Origin of the sequence: Isoptericola hypogeus, assembly GCF_039531145.1 — a bacterium.
Taxonomy (GTDB): domain Bacteria; phylum Actinomycetota; class Actinomycetes; order Actinomycetales; family Cellulomonadaceae; genus Isoptericola; species Isoptericola hypogeus.
Genome location: NZ_BAAAPM010000003.1, coordinates 524,418 through 539,583, shown reverse-complemented (window position 1 = coordinate 539,583; position 15,166 = coordinate 524,418). Strand labels below are relative to the sequence as shown.

Genomic DNA, 15,166 nt, shown 5'->3' with positions numbered 1-15,166 from the left:
AGTCTGGCTCAGGGCAGCCAGCCGCGCTCGCGTGCCACGGTGACGGCGGCCGTACGGTCGTCCACCCCGAGCTTCGCGAACGCCCGCAGCAGGTGCGTCTTGACGGTCGCCTCGGCGATGAACAGCTCGCGTCCGATCGCGGCGTTCGAGAGCCCGCGGGACACCTGCGCGAGGACCTCCGCCTCGCGGGCGGTGGGTCGCTCGCCCGCGGTGCGCACGGTGCTCACCAGTCGCGTCGCCACCCCCGGCGCGAGGACCGTCTCGCCCCGGGCGGCGGCCCGGACCCCCGCCACCAGGATCTCGCGCGGGGTGTCCTTGAGCAGGTAGCCGGTGGCCCCGGCCTCGACCGCGCGCAGGATGTCGGCGTCGGTGTCGTAGGTGGTGAGCACGACGACGGCCGGGCCCGTCCCCGCGATCCGGGCCGTCGCCCCCACGCCGTCGAGCCGGGGCATGCGCAGGTCCATGAGCACGACGTCCGGCGCCAGCTCCCGGGCCAGCGCCACCGCGGCCTCGCCGTCCGGCGCCTCGCCCACGACCTGGACGTCCGGCTCGCCGTCGAGCATGCCGATGATGCCGGAGCGGACGACGGGATGGTCGTCGGCGACCAGCACCCGCACCGCCGCGCCCGCCGCGCCCGGGGAGCCCCCCGGGCCGCTCACGACGGGTCCCCGTCGGGCAGGCGCACCGCGACGCGCGTGCCGCCGCCGCCCGCCGGGCCGACGTCCAGCGTGCCGCCGGCCGCCCGGACGCGCTCGCGCATGCCCGCCAGCCCGATCCCCTCGGCGTGGTCGGGCGGCAGCCCGCGCCCGTCGTCGGTCACCTCGAGCCGGATCCCGGCGTCGGCGGTGTCGCCCCGGACGTCGAGCCGGATCGTCACGGCGTGCGCGCCGGCGTGCCTGCGCACGTTGGCCAGCGCCTCCTGCGCGGCGCGGAGCACGACGACGTCCGCGGCGGCGTCCCGGGCCGCGCCGCCCGCCCTCGTGCGGGCCAGCGCGGCGTCCGTGACGTCGAGCAGCACCGAGGTGCCGGTCTCCGCCGTGAACCGGTCCGCGAGCCGGCGCAGCGCCTCGGCGAGCGTCGACCCCTGCAGCCCCACGGGCGCGAACGCCGCCACCAGCGCGCGCGCCTCGGCGAGGTTGTCGCGGGCGGTCTGCTCGATCAGGTGCAGCCGCTCGCGGGCCTGCCCGGGCTCGCCGCGCCCGAGGGCGGCCTCGGCCGCCTGCGACTGCGTCACCACGCTGGTGAAGCCCTGCGCGAGGGTGTCGTGGATCTCCCGCGCGATCCGCTCGCGCTCGGCGGTGACGCCGGCGGCGTGGTGCGACTCGGCGAGCCGGGTCTGGGTGGCGCGCAGCTCGTGCAGCAGCCGGGCCCGCTCCTCGGAGAGCCGCATGGTCGACGCGAACCACAGCCCCAGCAGCACCGAGAACGCGAGCGCGACGCCCATCTCGGGGATGGCCTCGAGCAGCGTGGGGACGTCGAACCCGCCCTGGGCAGCGACGGCGAACGAGGTCGCGACGGCGAGGGCGCAGCTGGCGACGACGGCGTGCCGCGGCGGCTCGAGGAGCATCCACAGCTGCGCGAACGCGGCGAAGAGCAGGAACGTCGCGGAGCCCGCCTGGGCGACCGCGACCGACGTCCCGACGATCAGCACGACGACGTAGACGAGCGCCCGCCGCTGGTCCCTCGTCCGCGCGGCGCGGGCGCCCCACACGGCGTAGGCCAGCAGGATCGCGGCCATGGCGCCGTACGCGATCCACAGCTCCCGGCCGCGGACGTCGCCCAGCGGGAGCGCGACCGCCGTGAGGAGGACGATCGCGACGAGCCCGGCGTCCCACCAGGGGACCTGACGGTCCCACTGGTCGACGGTGGCGTGCCACGCGACGTCGTCCGGGTGGCCGGGATCCTCGTCCTCACCGCCGCCGCCGCCGCCGCGGCCGCGGCCGTCAGCCGTCGTCACGACGACGCCACCGGAACGTCCGAGCCCCGACCACGAGGCCGATCAGCAACCATGCGGCCAGTACAGCAGCGGTAGCGACGTGCTGCCAGGACCCGCTCGGCTCGAGGGCGACCAGGTCGTCCGGCAGGAAGACGGACCGCATGCCCTGCGCGATCCACTTCAGCGGGAACACGGAGGCGACGGACTGCATCCACCCCGGCAGGGCGAAGAACGCGAAGAAGACCCCGGAGACGAACTGCAGCACCAGCACGACGGGGGTCACGATCGCGTTCGCGGACCGTCCCGACCGCGGCAGCGACGAGAAGCCCACCCCGCAGACGGCGCCGCACGCCGTGCCGAGCACGAACACCCAGGCGAACGTGAACCAGCGACCGGGGTCGGACGGCATCGGGACGTCGAAGGCGACCGCCGCGACGACCAGCAGGAGCGCCGTCTGCGGGATCAGGGTCGCCAGCGTCAGGAGCACCTTGCCGAAGAAGTAGGACGTGGCTGGCAGCGGCGTGGCGCGCAGGCGTCGCAGGGTGCCGTCGTCGCGCTCCATCGCGATGGAGATCGCCAGCGTCTGGAAGCTGGTGAGCATGATGCCGGTCGCGATCATGCCGGGCAGGAAGTACTGCGCGTAGTCGATGGAGACCCCGTCTGCTCCCTGCTCCTCGCTGCCGAACACCGTGGAGAAGATCGCGAGCATCAGGACGGGGTACGCGAAGATGAACACGACCGAGTCGCGCTCGCGCCAGAACTGGCGGAGCTCCACGCCGGCGCGCACCCCGGCGAGCCGGGCGGCGCCGGGCAGCCGCGTGGCGCGGGGTCTCGGGGCGGTGCTCCGGGCAGGCGACAGGGTGGCGCTCATGACTGGTCCTCCGTGCTGTGGTCGAGCTGGTCCGTCGGGTGGCGGAGGAGCCCGAGGTACACGTCCTCGAGGCTCGGCCGGGTCACGCGCAGGTCGGTGATCTCGCCGCCGCCCGCCGCGGCGGTGAGGCGGGCGACGAGGGACGTCGGGGTGCTGGTGCGCTCGGAGCGCGCCTCGCCGTCGGCCGTCCACGAGACGACGGGCACGCGGGCGTCCGGACCACCCAGGGTCTCGGGGGCCCCGGTCGCGACCACCGTGCCGTCGCGGACGACGGCGACGCGGTCGGCGAGGTGCGCAGCCTCGGCGAGGTCGTGCGTGGTGAGCAGGATGGTCGTGCCGGTCCGCCGCAGCCCGAGGACGAGGTCCCAGAAGTCGCGGCGCGCCTGCGGGTCGAACCCCGTGGTGGGCTCGTCGAGGAACAGCAGCTCCGGGCCGCCGACGACGCCGAGCGCGACGTCGAGGCGCCGGCGCTGTCCGCCCGAGAGCGAGCGCACGCGCGAGCGCTCCTGCGGTCGTAGGCCGACGGCGTCGATCACCTGGTCGGGGTCGCGGGGCGCGGGGTAGTAGCGGGCGGTCGAGCGGACGCACTCGGCGACGGTGAGGTCCGCCTGGTCGCGCGAGTCCTGCGCGACGACGCCGATCCGGGCGCGCCAGGCCCGTCCCGCCGTGGCGGGGTCCTCGCCCAGCACGCGGACCTCGCCCGCGTCCCGCGACCGGAAGCCCTCGAGGATCTCGACGGTGGTGGTCTTCCCCGCGCCGTTGGGGCCGAGGACGGCGACGATCTCGCCGGCGTGGAGGTCGAGGTCCAGGCCGGCCACGGCGTGCTTGGGCCCGTACCGCTTGCGCAGGCCGCGGACGCGGACGACCGCGTCGGTCTCCGGGCGGGGGAGCGCGGAGCCGGGGCTCGGGGGGATCGCGGTGCTCGTCGCGGGGTCGCTCGTCGTGAGGTCCATGTCCCGAGCCTGGCGGGACGCGCCCCGGGCGCGTGAGGACCGGACGGCGGGACCTGCCGTCCACCGGTCGGTGGACCCGCAGGAAGGGCGGACGTCGCGGTTCGACCCACGCCCCGGCGTCGCGTACAGTTGTCCCTCGGTGGTTGATGCCCGCCAGGTTCGAGCGCGCCCTGCGGGGTGGTTCGGGGGGCGTCGAGCACGAAGGGTAGTGGCGCAATTGGTAGCGCAGCGGTCTCCAAAACCGCAGGTTGCAGGTTCGAGTCCTGTCTACCCTGCCAGCGTGATCCCCCGCGGGGCCGCGCGCAGCGGGGCCACACGCAGCGTGACCCCGGAACGCCAGGAGTCTGTGCCGTGGGTGCGTCACCGGCAGGTGGCGCGGCCGCGGTTCCATCGCGAAACGGGGTACTGCAAGTGAGCGAGTCGCCGGCCGAGGCCGTCCACGACGGCGCGGGCGCCCGCGAGGGCAAGCGCCGCAACGTCTTCGCCCGCATCGCGCTCTTCGTCCGGCAGGTCGTGGGCGAGCTGCGCAAGGTGGTCACCCCGACGCGGTCGGAGCTGATCAACTACACGATCGTGGTCCTGGTGTTCGTCACCGTGGTCATGCTCTTCGTGACGGCGCTCGACTACGTCATCGGACTGGGCGTACTCGCCGTCTTCGGCGACTGACCCCGCCTCGCAGGACGTCCGTCAGGGCGCCCGCCGTCCACACAGCAGCAGTCAGAAAGCAGGTTCGTTCGTGTCCCAGGATCCGCTGGACCAGACGGAGAACGTCGACCCCACGCAGCCCGACGCCGACGGCGACGCGGCGGACATCGACGTGCCCGCGGACGAGACCACGGACGCGGCCGGCGAGCCCACCCCCGACGAGGCCGACGTCGTGACCGACGAGGCCGTCGCGACGGACGAGGCCGACGAGGATGTCGAGGACGCCGACGCCGCTGGCACCGACGAGTCCGAGCGCCCGGCGGACGCCGACGGCGACGTCGTCGAGGACCCGGCCGAGGAGTTCCGCCGCACGCTGCGCTCGCAGTTCGGCGACTGGTACGTCATCCACTCGTACGCCGGCTACGAGAACCGTGTGAAGGCCAACCTGGAGAACCGCATCCAGAGCCTGAACATGGAGGACTACATCTTCCAGATCGAGGTCCCCATGGAAGAGGTGACCGAGATCAAGAACGCGCAGAAGAAGACCGTCCGCCGCGTCCGCATCCCCGGTTACGTCCTCGTGCGCATGGACCTCACCGACGAGTCGTGGGGCGCCGTGCGTCACACCCCCGGCGTCACGGGCTTCGTGGGCCACACGCACCAGCCGGTCCCGCTGACGCTCGACGAGGTGTACTCGATGCTCGCCCCGTCCTTCCTCGAGGCGCAGCCGGAGGCCGGCAAGCCCGCCGCCGCCGCCTCCTCCGGGGCCTCGCAGGCCGCGGCGATCGAGGTCGACTTCGAGGTCGGCGAGTCGGTCACCGTCACCGACGGGCCGTTCGACACGCTGCCCGCCACGATCTCCGAGATCAACGTCGAGGCCGCGAAGCTCAAGGTCCTCGTCTCCATCTTCGGCCGGGAGACCCCGGTCGAGCTGTCGTTCAACCAGGTCGCGAAGATCTGATCTCCCCGGTCTGACGTCGGGCGGCCTCGTCGCCCGACCGTGAACGCAGCACTGCAACCGGGTCATCGCCCACGGCGTCGGCCCACGAACAGAAAGCAAGGAACGCGACATGCCTCCCAAGTCCAAGAAGGTCTCCGGCCTCATCAAGCTCCAGATCAAGGCCGGCGCGGCCACGCCCGCCCCGCCGATCGGCCCCGCGCTCGGTCAGCACGGCGTGAACATCATGGAGTTCTGCAAGGCCTACAACGCGGCCACGGAGTCGCAGCGCGGCAACGTGATCCCCGTCGAGATCACCGTGTACGAGGACCGCTCGTTCACGTTCATCACGAAGACGCCGCCGGCCGCCGAGCTCATCAAGAAGGCCGCCGGTGTCGCCAAGGGCTCCGCGACCCCGCACACGGTCAAGGTCGCGTCGCTGACCTCGGACCAGGTCCGCGAGATCGCGCAGACCAAGCTGGCCGACCTCAACGCGAACGACATCGACGCCGCGATGAAGATCGTCGCCGGCACCGCCCGTTCGATGGGCATCACCGTTTCCGAGTGACGCCCCGCGCCGGCCCGGAGCGATCCGGTCCGGCGCACCCCAAGTCCCGGCGAGCGCCGGGCACGTGGAAGGGTCCGCGCGGACCCGCAGACCACGACTGCAGAAGGAGAAGCAGATGGCAACGCGCAGCAAGGCATACCGCGCCGCCGCGGCGAAGATCGACCGCGACGCGCTCTACGCGCCCCTCGAGGCGGTCCGCCTCGCCAAGGAGACCGCCACGGTCAAGTACGACGCGACCGTCGAGGTCGTGTTCCGCCTGGGCGTCGACCCCCGCAAGGCCGACCAGATGGTCCGCGGCACGGTCAACCTCCCGCACGGCACCGGCAAGACGGCCCGCGTGCTCGTCTTCGCGAACGCCGCCAAGGCGGAGGAGGCCCGCGCGGCCGGCGCCGACGAGGTCGGTGGCGACGAGCTCATCGCCAAGGTCGCCGACGGCTACACGGACTTCGACGCCGCCGTGGCGACGCCCGACCTCATGGGCAAGGTCGGCCGTCTGGGCAAGGTGCTGGGCCCCCGTGGTCTCATGCCGAACCCGAAGACCGGCACCGTGACGATGGACGTGGCCAAGGCCGTGTCCGAGATCAAGGGCGGCAAGATCGAGTTCCGCGTCGACAAGCACTCGAACCTGCACTTCATCATCGGCAAGGCCTCGTTCGACGAGACCGCGCTGGTGGAGAACTACGCGGCCGCGCTCGACGAGGTCCTGCGCCTCAAGCCGTCGTCCTCGAAGGGCCGATACATCACCAAGGCCACGATGGCGACGACGATGGGCCCGGGCATCCCGCTCGACCAGTCGCGCACCACGAAGCTGCTCGAAGAGGTCTGATCCTCCGAGGGTCCCCGCGGACCCTCGAGCGACGACGCACGGCCCGGCACCCCGCGAGGGGAGCCGGGCCGTGCGTCGTTCCCGGGACCGCACCGTCTCCGGCACCCGGGCAGGTCAGGCCCCGGAGGCGGTCACGGCCCGTGGTGATGCTGCTCCAGCCCGGGCAGGCCGGGCAGGTGGTGCTCGCCGTGCGGCACCGCCCGGGCACCGGCCTCGGTGTCGGCGAGGCCGGCCGTCGTGATGGTCGACACGACGACGGCGCCCACGAACAGGAGCGCCAGCGAGGCACCGGCACGCCGCGGCTGCCGGCCGTGGGTCGTCGTGCCGTGGCCCGGCGCCGGTCGGTCCGGGCCGGACGGGCGCGGCCGGGTCATCGCGCCGACCGTGGCGGCGGCCGCGAGCTGGAGCGCTGCGGCCGCGGCTGCGGCCGCGCCGAAGTGCCCGCCCGGAGCCAGCGCGAGGAGGATGCCCAGGACGCTCACGGCGACGAGCCCTCCGACAGAGGCCTGAACGAGCACGGTCGTGCTCGTGGTGCGCCACGGGACCGCGCGCAGGACCAGCACCGCCGCGACCAGCTCGACGGCACCCACCACCAGGGCGAGGACGGCCTGCGGGTGGGGGAACGTGCCCCGCACCAGACCGAGGTCGACCAGCCCGGCGCCGACGAGGGCGAACGCGACGAGGACGCGCGCCAGGGGCTGTGGCCCGGTCACGCGACCGCGGCGGCGCCCGGCGCGGTCTCCCGGTCCGCGGCCAGGCCCACGCCCAGCAGGAGGATCGCGCTGGCGAGGTGCAGCACGTTGTCGGCGCCGTTGAGCGCGATGATGTTGGCGCCCGTGCCGACGAGGAACAGGCCCAGCACCCCGACCAGCAGGTACACGGCGCCGATGGTGACGTTCACGCCCTTGGCGGCTCGCACGGAGCGCGACGCGACCAGCAGCGCTGCGCCGACGCCGAGGTGGACGATGTTGTGCAGCGGGTTGACCTCGAAGAGCAGGAGGTCCTTCCCCTCGGTGGCGGCGAAGCCGACGCCGGACGTGACGGCGAAGCCGGCCAGGCCGACCAGCAGGTAGACGATCCCGAAGACCGTCGCGAGCAGGCGGTTCGCAGACGAGGCCATGGTGGCTGCTCCTTCTTCTCTCGGGCGAGGGTCGGTCCCGCGCTCGCACGGGGTTCGGAGCCGGCGGGCGGGCGGACGGGTTCGCGCAGCGATCGATGTGCGCCGGAGGTATCACGCCCTGCCAGGGGGCCTCCCTCCTGGTGACGAAGAATGCGACGAGCCCGCGTGCTCGAGAGGGAGGGCCGGATGCCGCCAGGATTTCGCCCTGCACACGGTGCCGGGCGCACTCTAGGCTCGGGAGCCCCGGACCATGGTGGTCCGGTCGGACGGACGAGCATGCGCGAGGTACGCCCTGTCATGACGCGAACCACCCACGACCTGCCCGAGGACGGCGATCTCGCCTCCGAGAGCCTCGGCGACCGCGCCGCCCGCGCGCTCGTCGAGTACCGCGAGGGGCGCCCGGACGCGCTCGCCGAACTCGTCCGCGAGGCGACGCCGCTCCTGTGGCACACGGTGCGGGCGCAAGGCGTCGACCGGGAGAGCGCCGACGACGTCGTGCAGAGCACGTGGGCCGCTCTGGTGCGTCACGTGGACACCATCACCGAGCCGAAGGCCGTGCTCAAGTGGCTGCTCGTCACGGCCAAGCGCGCAGCGTGGCAGGCCGTGCGCAAGGACCGCGACGACGCCCGCCGGCGCACCGAGCTGCCGGACGACCTGGACGACGGACCGGCCACGCTGCCCGACGCCGCGCCCGGCCCGGAGGACGCGGTGCTCGACGACGAGCGCGACCGCCTGCTGTGGGCGGCGATGCGCAAGGTCCCGGAGCGCTGCCAGCGGCTCCTGCGTCTGATCTCGCTCGCGGACCGGCCGGACTACCGGTCGATCTCCGCGGCGCTCGGCATGCCGGTGGGAAGCATCGGCGCGACTCGGGGACGGTGCCTGGCCAAGCTGCGCGCCGTCCTCACGGAGCAGGGGGAGGCCTCGTGGACATGAACCAGCAGCCTGACGCCGTGGAGCTGGAGCGGGTGCCCGGCGAGGACGAGCCGCTGGACGCGGCCGACGTCGCCCTCCTGGCCCGGCTGGCGCGCACGGTCTCCGCGCTCGACCCGGTCCCGGACGGTCTGGTCGAGCGGTCCCTCTTCGCAGTGACCCTCGCGGGCCTCGAGGCCGAGGTCGCCGAGGTCATGGAGCTGCAGCGCGTCCTCGTGCCGGCCGGCTCGGTCCGCGGCGGGGACACGCTCGAGGCGCGCACCATCACCTTCACCCACGAGCGGCTCACCGTGATGATCGCCCTGTCACCGGCCGACGACGGCAGGTCGGTGCGCATCGACGGCTGGGTCGCGCCGGCGGCGGAGCTGGTGGTCCAGCTGCGTCAGCCGGACGGGAACCGGGAGGCGACGACCGACGCCGACGGGCGCTTCGTCTTCGACGGCGTCGACGGCGGGCCGAGCAGCCTGCTCGTCCGGCTGCCCGCCGACGGCCCGGGGGAGGGCGACGCTCCCGAGGGGACCGTCGTGACGACCCCGGTCATCGAGATCTGAGCACGACGACCGACAGGCCGGCGCGCTGATCGTCGCGCGCCACCGTGACGAGGAGGACACGTGAGCGAACAGCCCGTCGGCCCGGCGAGGTCGGTCGACCCGCCGGTCCGGTACCTGGACCCGACGGCGGTCCGGCGGCGGGCCGGGCGGCCCGAGGTAGCGCCGACCTGGTACGTCGCCGACCGCCTCCTCGTGCAGGGTCCGGTGCCCGACTCGATCCGTCGTCGGCTGGGCCAGGGGGAACAGCAGGGCGCGGCCACGTACTTCCAGGTCGCGGACCCCGAGGACGACGCGCCGACGACCCGGCTCGAGAGCGAGGCGCACCGGCAGGGCTGTCGGCTCGGCGTCATGACGTGGGGCGGGCGGTCCGCCGGCGCCGAAGCCGACGCGGGCACCGCGCCGGCCCCCGACGACGAGCTCGGGTTCGTCCTGCACCTGGTGCCCGACCGCACCGACGCGCTGCCCGACGCCTGGGAGGCGCTGGAGGCGGACGGGCACGACGACGACACCTCGTGGCGGATCAACCTGGACCACGTGATGACGGCGATGCCGTTCACGTCGCACCCGTTCACGTCCCATCCGTTCACGTCGCACCCCTTCACCTCTCATCCGTTCACGTCCCATCCCTTCACCTCTCATCCGTTCACGTCGCACCCCTTCACGTCCCATCCGTTCACGTCGCACCCGTTCACCTCGCACGGCCTGCCCGAGTACGGCATCCCGGGGTCCGGGGGGCGGTCTCCCGTGCAGTGGCTGGGCCCGGCGCCCAGCCCGCGGGCGTCGGCGGAGGGCGACCCCACCCGCACCGACGGGGGTGCGCTCCGCCCGGTCGTCGCGATCGTGGACACGGGCATCGGCAGCCACCCGTGGTTCGGCGACTACTCCCTCGACCCGGAAGCCCAGCCGAGCGCGAGCACCGTCGTCATCCGCGGCGCTTCCCTGCCCGACGGTCCCGTCGGCACGTACCCGGTGCCGCGCTTCCCCGAGGAGGACGCCGAGATCGGCGGGACCAGCACGGCGCCGCTGACCGGCCCGCTCGACCCGATCGCCGGGCACGGCACGTTCATCGCCGGCATCGTGCACCAGGTGTGCCCCGACGCCCGGCTCCTGCCCGTCCGTGCGGTCGGCGGGTCCGGGATGGCCGTGGAGTCCGAGGTGATCGAGTCCCTCGACCGGCTGTACCGCTACCACCGGCGAGGCCTGGCGGGCGACGACGACGCGAGCCCTGTCGACGTCGTCGTCCTGGCGATGGGCTACTACCACGAGGAGGTCGACGACCTGCGCTGGGACCGTCCGCTCCAGGTGGCACTCGCCCGGCTGCGCGACGCCGGCGTCGCGGTCGTCGTCGCGGCCGGCAACGACGGCGAGACCCGGCCCGAGTACCCCGCCGCGTTCGGCCCGGAGGTCGACCGGACGGGCCCGGAGCCCCGCATCACATGCCCCAAGGACACGAGCGCGACCCGGCCGCCCATCCTCGTGGTCGGCGCGCTGAACCCCGACGGGTCGACCGCGCTGTTCAGCAACGACGGCCCGTGGGTGACGTGCCTGCGGTACGGCGCCGCGGTCGTCAGCAGCCTCCCGACGACGCTGGACGGGCCCCGCACCCCGTCCGTCCGGCTCAAGGAGCGCCGCGGGCCGGGGGTCCGCACGACGATCGACCCGGAGGGCTTCCAGGGCGGGTTCGCCACCTGGAGCGGCACCTCGTTCGCGGCGCCGGTCCTTGCGGGCGAGATCGCGCGCGAGCTCCTGCGCCTCAGGGGCGAGCGGCGCCGCCACGACGGCGCTACGCTCGCCCGATCGGGCGACCGCGCCCCTCGCGAGGTCGAGGACCGCGTCGCCACCGTCTGGCAGGCGATCACCGCGGCGACGGGAGGGCTGTCGTACGACGACGCGCCTTCCCCTGGGTGACCGGCATGGGGTGAGGCATGGGGCATACGTACGCGGACCTGCTCGCGGAGGTCGACGCGACCAGGTCGCACACGCGTACCCACCGGCAGTTCGGGCGCGGTCTGCGCCGGTACCGGGCGGTGCTCGCCTGGCTCGACGACGTGGACGGGTCGGTACCCGACGGCCAGGTGGCCGCCCTGCGCGCCCGCGTCCTCGTGGGGATCGCGGCCTGTGAGGGCGAGCTCGGGTCCGACCTGGACGTCGTCCTGGCCAAGCTCACGGCCGCCGCGGCGATGGCGCTCCGCGCGGGGAGCGAGGAGCTGGTCGGGCTGGTCCACGCGAACCTGGGGCTGCAGCTGCTGCGCGCGGGCGACCTCGACGGCGCGCGCCACGAGCTCGACGCGGCCCTCGAGCGGATGCGCGACGACGCGGAGGTCGTCCCGGTGCTGCTCAACCGGGGGTCTCTGCGGCTCGAGGCCGGCGACGTCCCGGGGGCGGCCGACGACCTGCGCCGGTGCGTGGAGCTCGCCCGCGACGTCGGCGAGGAGTCGTTCGTCCGCATGGCCGAGCACAACCTCGGGTACGCGCTGTTCCTCGGCGGCGACCTCCCGGCCGCCCTCCGGGCCATGGACTCCGCGGCGTCCTCGGCGCCGCCGGAGCACGCCGGGGTGGGCCTTATGGACAAGGCCGCCGTGCTGTACGAGGCGGGGCTGCTCACCGACGCCGAGGAGGCCCTGCGGGGGGCGTCGGAGGTGCTGTCGGCCACCCGTGGGTCCCGCGACCTGCTCGACTCGTGGCTCACCCGGTCGCGCTGCCTCGTGGGCCTCGGGCGGCATACGGAGGCGCTCGCCCTCGCGCGGCGGGCCCGCGCCCGCGCCCGGCGCGCCGGGCACGTCCTGCTCGACCTCCGGGCCGGGTTCATCGTCCTGGACGCGCGCCACGGCATCCTCGAGGAGCGCCGCGCGGGCGCCGCCTCGTGGCTGGCGCTCGCGCGGGACGGCGGTACCCTGCGCGCCCGTGCGGCGGAGACGCCCGGGGCGCAGCGCGTGGCCGTCGACGCGCTGCTGCTCACCGCGGAGGCGCTGGCGCGGGGCGGTCGGTACGCAGAGGCCCTCGAGGACCTCGGTGCCCTGCCGCCGCCCGTCGACCTGGCGCTGGGCACCCGCGTGCGCGTCGAGGTGGTGCGCGCGCTCTGCGAGTTCGGCGCCGGCGACCGGCGTGCGGGGGTTGCCGCCGTCCGACGGGGGCACCGCCTGCTCGCGTCGCAGCGGCAGCGACTGGGCGCGGTCGAGGCGGTGACGGCCGCGGCCGCGCACGGGATGCGTCTCCTGCAGGTCGACGTCGGCGCCGCGCTGGCGTCCGGGCGGGCCGACCCGGTGTTCGACGCCGTCGAGCGGGGACGCGCGACGTTCGCCGGGACGGGCCGGGTCCGGCCCCCGGACGACCCGGAGACCGCGAGGCTGGTCGCCGAGGCGCGTCAGCACGTCGAGCGTGCGCGCCAGCTGGGGGCGGGCCCCGACGCGGCGCGCCAGCAGGCCGCGCTGCGGCGGGAGGCATGGCGCCTCCAGCACCGCGCGCGGGAGCGTTCCTGGTACGCCGAGGGAGAGGCGGCCGTGCCGGAGCCGACGACGGCGCGGGCGCTGCGTCGCGACCTGCGGGAGGCAGGCTCGGACCGCGTCGTGCTCGACCTCAGCCTCGTCCGGGGGCGAGTGCTGGGCGTCCGGGTGGACGCCCGCGGGGCGCGGCTGGTCGACCTGGCCCCCGTCGACGAGGTGCTCGAGCACGCCCGCCGGGTCCGGGCGGACCAGGAGGTGCTGGCCAACGCGTTGCTGCCAGGCCCGCTGCGCCAGGCGGTGCTGAGCTCGCTCGAGCGCGGGCTCGGCTGGCTGGACGAGACCCTCCTGGGTGCCGCGGAGGTCGACGGGCCGGTGTTCGTCGCTGCGCGCGACCGCCTGGTCTCGCTGCCGTGGGCCGCCCTCCCGTCGCGGCGCGGTCACTCGACGGTCGTGAACTCCTGGGTGGCACGTGGCGTGGCGGGCTGGCGGCCGGGACCGGGGCTGGCGGTAGCGGGGCCTGGGCTGGGGCACGCCGCGCGCGAGGTCGCGGCCGTCGCGGCCACGTGGGGGAGCGGGACGACGCTGCTGACAGGGGAGGACGCGACCTGCGCCGCGGTGGTGGCCGCCGTCGACGGCGCGCCCGTCGTGCACGTCGCGGCGCACGGGGTCCACGAGCCCGAGAACCCGGTCTTCTCGAGCCTGCACCTGGCGGACGGGCCGCTGTTCGCGCACGAGCTGGACGGGAAGGACCTCACCCGGTCCGTCGTCGTGCTCTCGGCGTGCGACGTGGGCTCGGTGAGCACCCGGCACGGCGGGGGCGAGCCGCTCGGGCTGACGAGCGTGCTGCTGCGGATGGGCGCCCGGGCCGTGATCGCGAGCGTCGCGCCCCTGCGCGACGACGTCGCCGTGCGCATCATGGCCGAGGTGCACGTGGGGCTCCGCGAGGGGCTCCGCCCGGGCGCGGCGCTGGCCGCGGCGCTCGCCGACGAGCCCGAGCCGGTCCCGCTCGTGTGCTTCGGCCCGCTCGTGCTGTGACCAGCGCCTCGCCCGCGGGCGGCGGGACGCCCCTGGGCGTCGTGTACTCTTGTCAGGTAACCCAAGACCGCCGGTCGTCCGACGCTGCCCGGGCTCGCCCAGGAAGCCGAAGACCGAAGTCCCGCCGAACGAGCGGGCGCCTGCGCAGGTGACACGACGACGATCCGCAGCAACGCTGCAGCTCCGAGCCCCGTGCGCCTCGCGCCGGGGCTCTTTCTCGTCCCGGGGACCGGTGGCACCACCATCGGAAGGATTGCCATGGCGAGGCCGGACAAGGCAGCCGCAGTCGCAGAGGTCGCGGGCAAGTTCCGCGAGTCGAACGCGGCCGTGCTGACCGAGTACCGCGGGCTCACCGTCGCGCAGCTCAAGGAGCTGCGTCGGTCGCTCAGCGGCAACGCAACCTACGCCGTGGTGAAGAACACGCTGACCGCCATCGCGGCCAAGGAAGCCGGCATCGAGTCCCTCGACGCCGACCTCAAGGGTCCCTCCGCGATCGCGTTCGTGACCGGCGACCCGGTCGAGGCCGCCAAGGGTCTGCGTGACTTCGCCAAGGCGAACCCTGCTCTGGTCATCAAGGGCGGTGTCCTCGACGGGAACGCCCTGACCGCGGCAGAGGTCACCAAGCTCGCGGACCTCGAGTCCCGCGAGGTCCTGCTGGCCAAGGCGGCCGGCGCGATGAAGGCCAAGCTCTACCAGGCTGCCTACGCCTTCACCGCGAAGCCCGCCGAGGCTGCTCGCGTCATCGATGCCCTGCGTCAGAAGAAGCAGGAATCGGAGGCCGTCGCCGCCTGACGGCGGTGCGGCGAGCACAACCCCCCTCTGCTTCTGCGGGGCCGTCAGCCCCAGGACGCACCACCACGGATCGCGTGGACCGCCCTCAGGCGCCACGGGACACAGATCGAAAGGAACGCCATCATGGCGAAGCTCACCACCGACGAGCTGCTCGACGCTTTCAAGGAGCTCACCCTCATCGAGCTCAACGAGTTCGTGAAGGCCTTCGAGGAGACCTTCGAGGTCACCGCCGCCGCGCCGGCCGCCGTCGCGGTCGCCGCCCCCGCCGCCGGCGGTGCCGGTGACGCCGCTGCCGCCGAGGAGAAGACGGAGTTCGACGTCATCCTCGAGGCCGCCGGCGACAAGAAGATCCAGGTCATCAAGGAGGTGCGCGCGCTCACGTCCCTCGGTCTCAAGGAGGCCAAGGACCTGGTCGACGGCGCGCCGAAGCCGGTTCTCGAGGCTGCCGACAAGGACGCCGCCGAGAAGGCCAAGGCTGCCCTCGAGGGCGCCGGCGCCACGGTCACCCTCAAGTGATCTGTGCGGCCTAGCCGCACGTCCGCTGCACGAGAGGCCCGCA

16 protein-coding genes and 1 tRNA gene are annotated in these 15,166 nt (G+C 74.3%); 11 read left to right on the top strand and 6 right to left on the bottom strand.

Annotation, left to right across the window (positions count from 1 at the left end; all coding sequences use genetic code 11):
• Positions 1 to 8 precede the first annotated feature (8 nt).
• From ABD254_RS04850 to ABD254_RS04835, 4 genes are read right to left on the bottom strand one after another with little or no spacing between them, the layout of a single operon-like run.
• A complete protein-coding gene (locus ABD254_RS04850) occupies positions 9 to 659 on the bottom strand; it encodes a response regulator (protein WP_344246187.1) in 651 nt (216 codons plus the stop codon).
• Entirely contained in the window at positions 656 to 1,957 is a 1,302-nt protein-coding gene (locus ABD254_RS04845) for a sensor histidine kinase (protein ID WP_344246185.1), read from the bottom strand. Before ABD254_RS04845 ends, ABD254_RS04850 begins: the two co-directional genes overlap by 4 nt.
• Positions 1,944 to 2,807, bottom strand: coding sequence for an ABC transporter permease (locus ABD254_RS04840; protein WP_344246183.1), 864 nt, complete (start codon positions 2,805 to 2,807; stop codon positions 1,944 to 1,946). The genes ABD254_RS04845 and ABD254_RS04840 overlap by 14 nt, the downstream gene beginning before the upstream one ends.
• Positions 2,804 to 3,760, bottom strand: a complete 957-nt coding sequence (locus ABD254_RS04835) for an ABC transporter ATP-binding protein (protein WP_344246181.1) — start codon at positions 3,758 to 3,760, stop codon at positions 2,804 to 2,806. The genes ABD254_RS04840 and ABD254_RS04835 overlap by 4 nt, the downstream gene beginning before the upstream one ends.
• Positions 3,761 to 3,962: 202 nt before the next feature.
• Here ABD254_RS04835 and ABD254_RS04830 point away from each other — a divergent pair.
• From ABD254_RS04830 to rplA, 5 genes are all read left to right on the top strand, one after another.
• Positions 3,963 to 4,038 (top strand) — tRNA-Trp (locus ABD254_RS04830).
• Between the two features lie 133 nt (positions 4,039 to 4,171).
• The gene (gene secE / locus ABD254_RS04825) at positions 4,172 to 4,426 is read left to right on the top strand and encodes a preprotein translocase subunit SecE (protein WP_344246179.1); all 255 of its coding nucleotides are present in this window, start codon (positions 4,172 to 4,174) and stop codon (positions 4,424 to 4,426) included.
• A gap of 70 nt (positions 4,427 to 4,496) precedes the next feature.
• On the top strand, positions 4,497 to 5,366 hold the full coding sequence (gene nusG, locus ABD254_RS04820; protein WP_344246177.1) for a transcription termination/antitermination protein NusG: 870 nt from the start codon (positions 4,497 to 4,499) through the stop codon (positions 5,364 to 5,366).
• A 109-nt stretch (positions 5,367 to 5,475) separates the two neighbouring features.
• The gene (gene rplK, locus ABD254_RS04815; RefSeq protein WP_344246175.1) at positions 5,476 to 5,910 is read left to right on the top strand and encodes a 50S ribosomal protein L11; all 435 of its coding nucleotides are present in this window, start codon (positions 5,476 to 5,478) and stop codon (positions 5,908 to 5,910) included.
• A gap of 115 nt (positions 5,911 to 6,025) precedes the next feature.
• Positions 6,026 to 6,736 (top strand): 50S ribosomal protein L1, encoded by a 711-nt coding sequence (gene rplA, locus ABD254_RS04810; protein WP_344246173.1) that lies wholly within the window; start codon positions 6,026 to 6,028, stop codon positions 6,734 to 6,736.
• Positions 6,737 to 6,867: 131 nt separating this feature from the next.
• On the opposite strand, the gene ABD254_RS04805 is transcribed toward rplA, so the two are convergent.
• Entirely contained in the window at positions 6,868 to 7,449 is a 582-nt protein-coding gene (locus tag ABD254_RS04805; RefSeq protein WP_344246171.1) for a hypothetical protein, read from the bottom strand.
• Entirely contained in the window at positions 7,446 to 7,856 is a 411-nt protein-coding gene (locus ABD254_RS04800; RefSeq protein WP_344246169.1) for a DUF4383 domain-containing protein, read from the bottom strand. The genes ABD254_RS04805 and ABD254_RS04800 overlap by 4 nt, the downstream gene beginning before the upstream one ends.
• A gap of 297 nt (positions 7,857 to 8,153) precedes the next feature.
• On the opposite strand from ABD254_RS04800, the gene ABD254_RS04795 reads away from it, so the two are divergent.
• The 6 genes from ABD254_RS04795 (at position 8,154) to rplL (ending at position 15,123) form a co-directional block, all read left to right on the top strand.
• Positions 8,154 to 8,789 carry an RNA polymerase sigma factor gene (locus ABD254_RS04795; protein WP_344246167.1) on the top strand — a complete coding sequence of 212 codons (636 nt, stop codon included), beginning with the start codon at positions 8,154 to 8,156 and terminating at the stop codon, positions 8,787 to 8,789.
• Positions 8,786 to 9,337 carry a peptidase associated/transthyretin-like domain-containing protein gene (locus tag ABD254_RS04790; RefSeq protein ID WP_344246165.1) on the top strand — a complete coding sequence of 184 codons (552 nt, stop codon included), beginning with the start codon at positions 8,786 to 8,788 and terminating at the stop codon, positions 9,335 to 9,337. The genes ABD254_RS04795 and ABD254_RS04790 overlap by 4 nt, the downstream gene beginning before the upstream one ends.
• 60 nt (positions 9,338 to 9,397) lie before the next feature.
• Complete coding sequence (locus tag ABD254_RS04785; protein ID WP_344246163.1) at positions 9,398 to 11,245, top strand: S8 family serine peptidase; 1,848 nt, start codon at positions 9,398 to 9,400, stop codon at positions 11,243 to 11,245.
• A gap of 17 nt (positions 11,246 to 11,262) precedes the next feature.
• Positions 11,263 to 13,815 carry a CHAT domain-containing protein gene (locus ABD254_RS04780; RefSeq protein ID WP_344246162.1) on the top strand — a complete coding sequence of 851 codons (2,553 nt, stop codon included), beginning with the start codon at positions 11,263 to 11,265 and terminating at the stop codon, positions 13,813 to 13,815.
• Positions 13,816 to 14,073: 258 nt separating this feature from the next.
• Positions 14,074 to 14,607, top strand: coding sequence for a 50S ribosomal protein L10 (gene rplJ, locus ABD254_RS04775; RefSeq protein ID WP_344246160.1), 534 nt, complete (start codon positions 14,074 to 14,076; stop codon positions 14,605 to 14,607).
• Positions 14,608 to 14,730: 123 nt separating this feature from the next.
• Positions 14,731 to 15,123: a 50S ribosomal protein L7/L12 gene (gene rplL / locus ABD254_RS04770; protein WP_344246158.1), complete on the top strand. Its 393-nt coding sequence runs from the start codon at positions 14,731 to 14,733 to the stop codon at positions 15,121 to 15,123.
• Positions 15,124 to 15,166 lie beyond the last annotated feature (43 nt).

Excerpts from the sequence above, each read along its gene's own strand:
- ABD254_RS04840 (WP_344246183.1), bottom strand. The coding sequence starts at position 2,807 with ATGAGCGCCACCCTGTCGCCTGCCCGGAGCACCGCCCCGAGACCCCGC.
- ABD254_RS04835 (WP_344246181.1), bottom strand. The coding sequence starts at position 3,760 with ATGGACCTCACGACGAGCGACCCCGCGACGAGCACCGCGATCCCCCCG.
- rplK (WP_344246175.1), top strand. The coding sequence starts at position 5,476 with ATGCCTCCCAAGTCCAAGAAGGTCTCCGGCCTCATCAAGCTCCAGATC.
- rplA (WP_344246173.1), top strand. The coding sequence starts at position 6,026 with ATGGCAACGCGCAGCAAGGCATACCGCGCCGCCGCGGCGAAGATCGAC.
- ABD254_RS04800 (WP_344246169.1), bottom strand. The coding sequence starts at position 7,856 with ATGGCCTCGTCTGCGAACCGCCTGCTCGCGACGGTCTTCGGGATCGTC.
- ABD254_RS04795 (WP_344246167.1), top strand. The coding sequence starts at position 8,154 with ATGACGCGAACCACCCACGACCTGCCCGAGGACGGCGATCTCGCCTCC.
- ABD254_RS04790 (WP_344246165.1), top strand. The coding sequence starts at position 8,786 with ATGAACCAGCAGCCTGACGCCGTGGAGCTGGAGCGGGTGCCCGGCGAG.
- ABD254_RS04780 (WP_344246162.1), top strand. The coding sequence starts at position 11,263 with ATGGGGCATACGTACGCGGACCTGCTCGCGGAGGTCGACGCGACCAGG.
- rplJ (WP_344246160.1), top strand. The coding sequence starts at position 14,074 with ATGGCGAGGCCGGACAAGGCAGCCGCAGTCGCAGAGGTCGCGGGCAAG.
- rplL (WP_344246158.1), top strand. The coding sequence starts at position 14,731 with ATGGCGAAGCTCACCACCGACGAGCTGCTCGACGCTTTCAAGGAGCTC.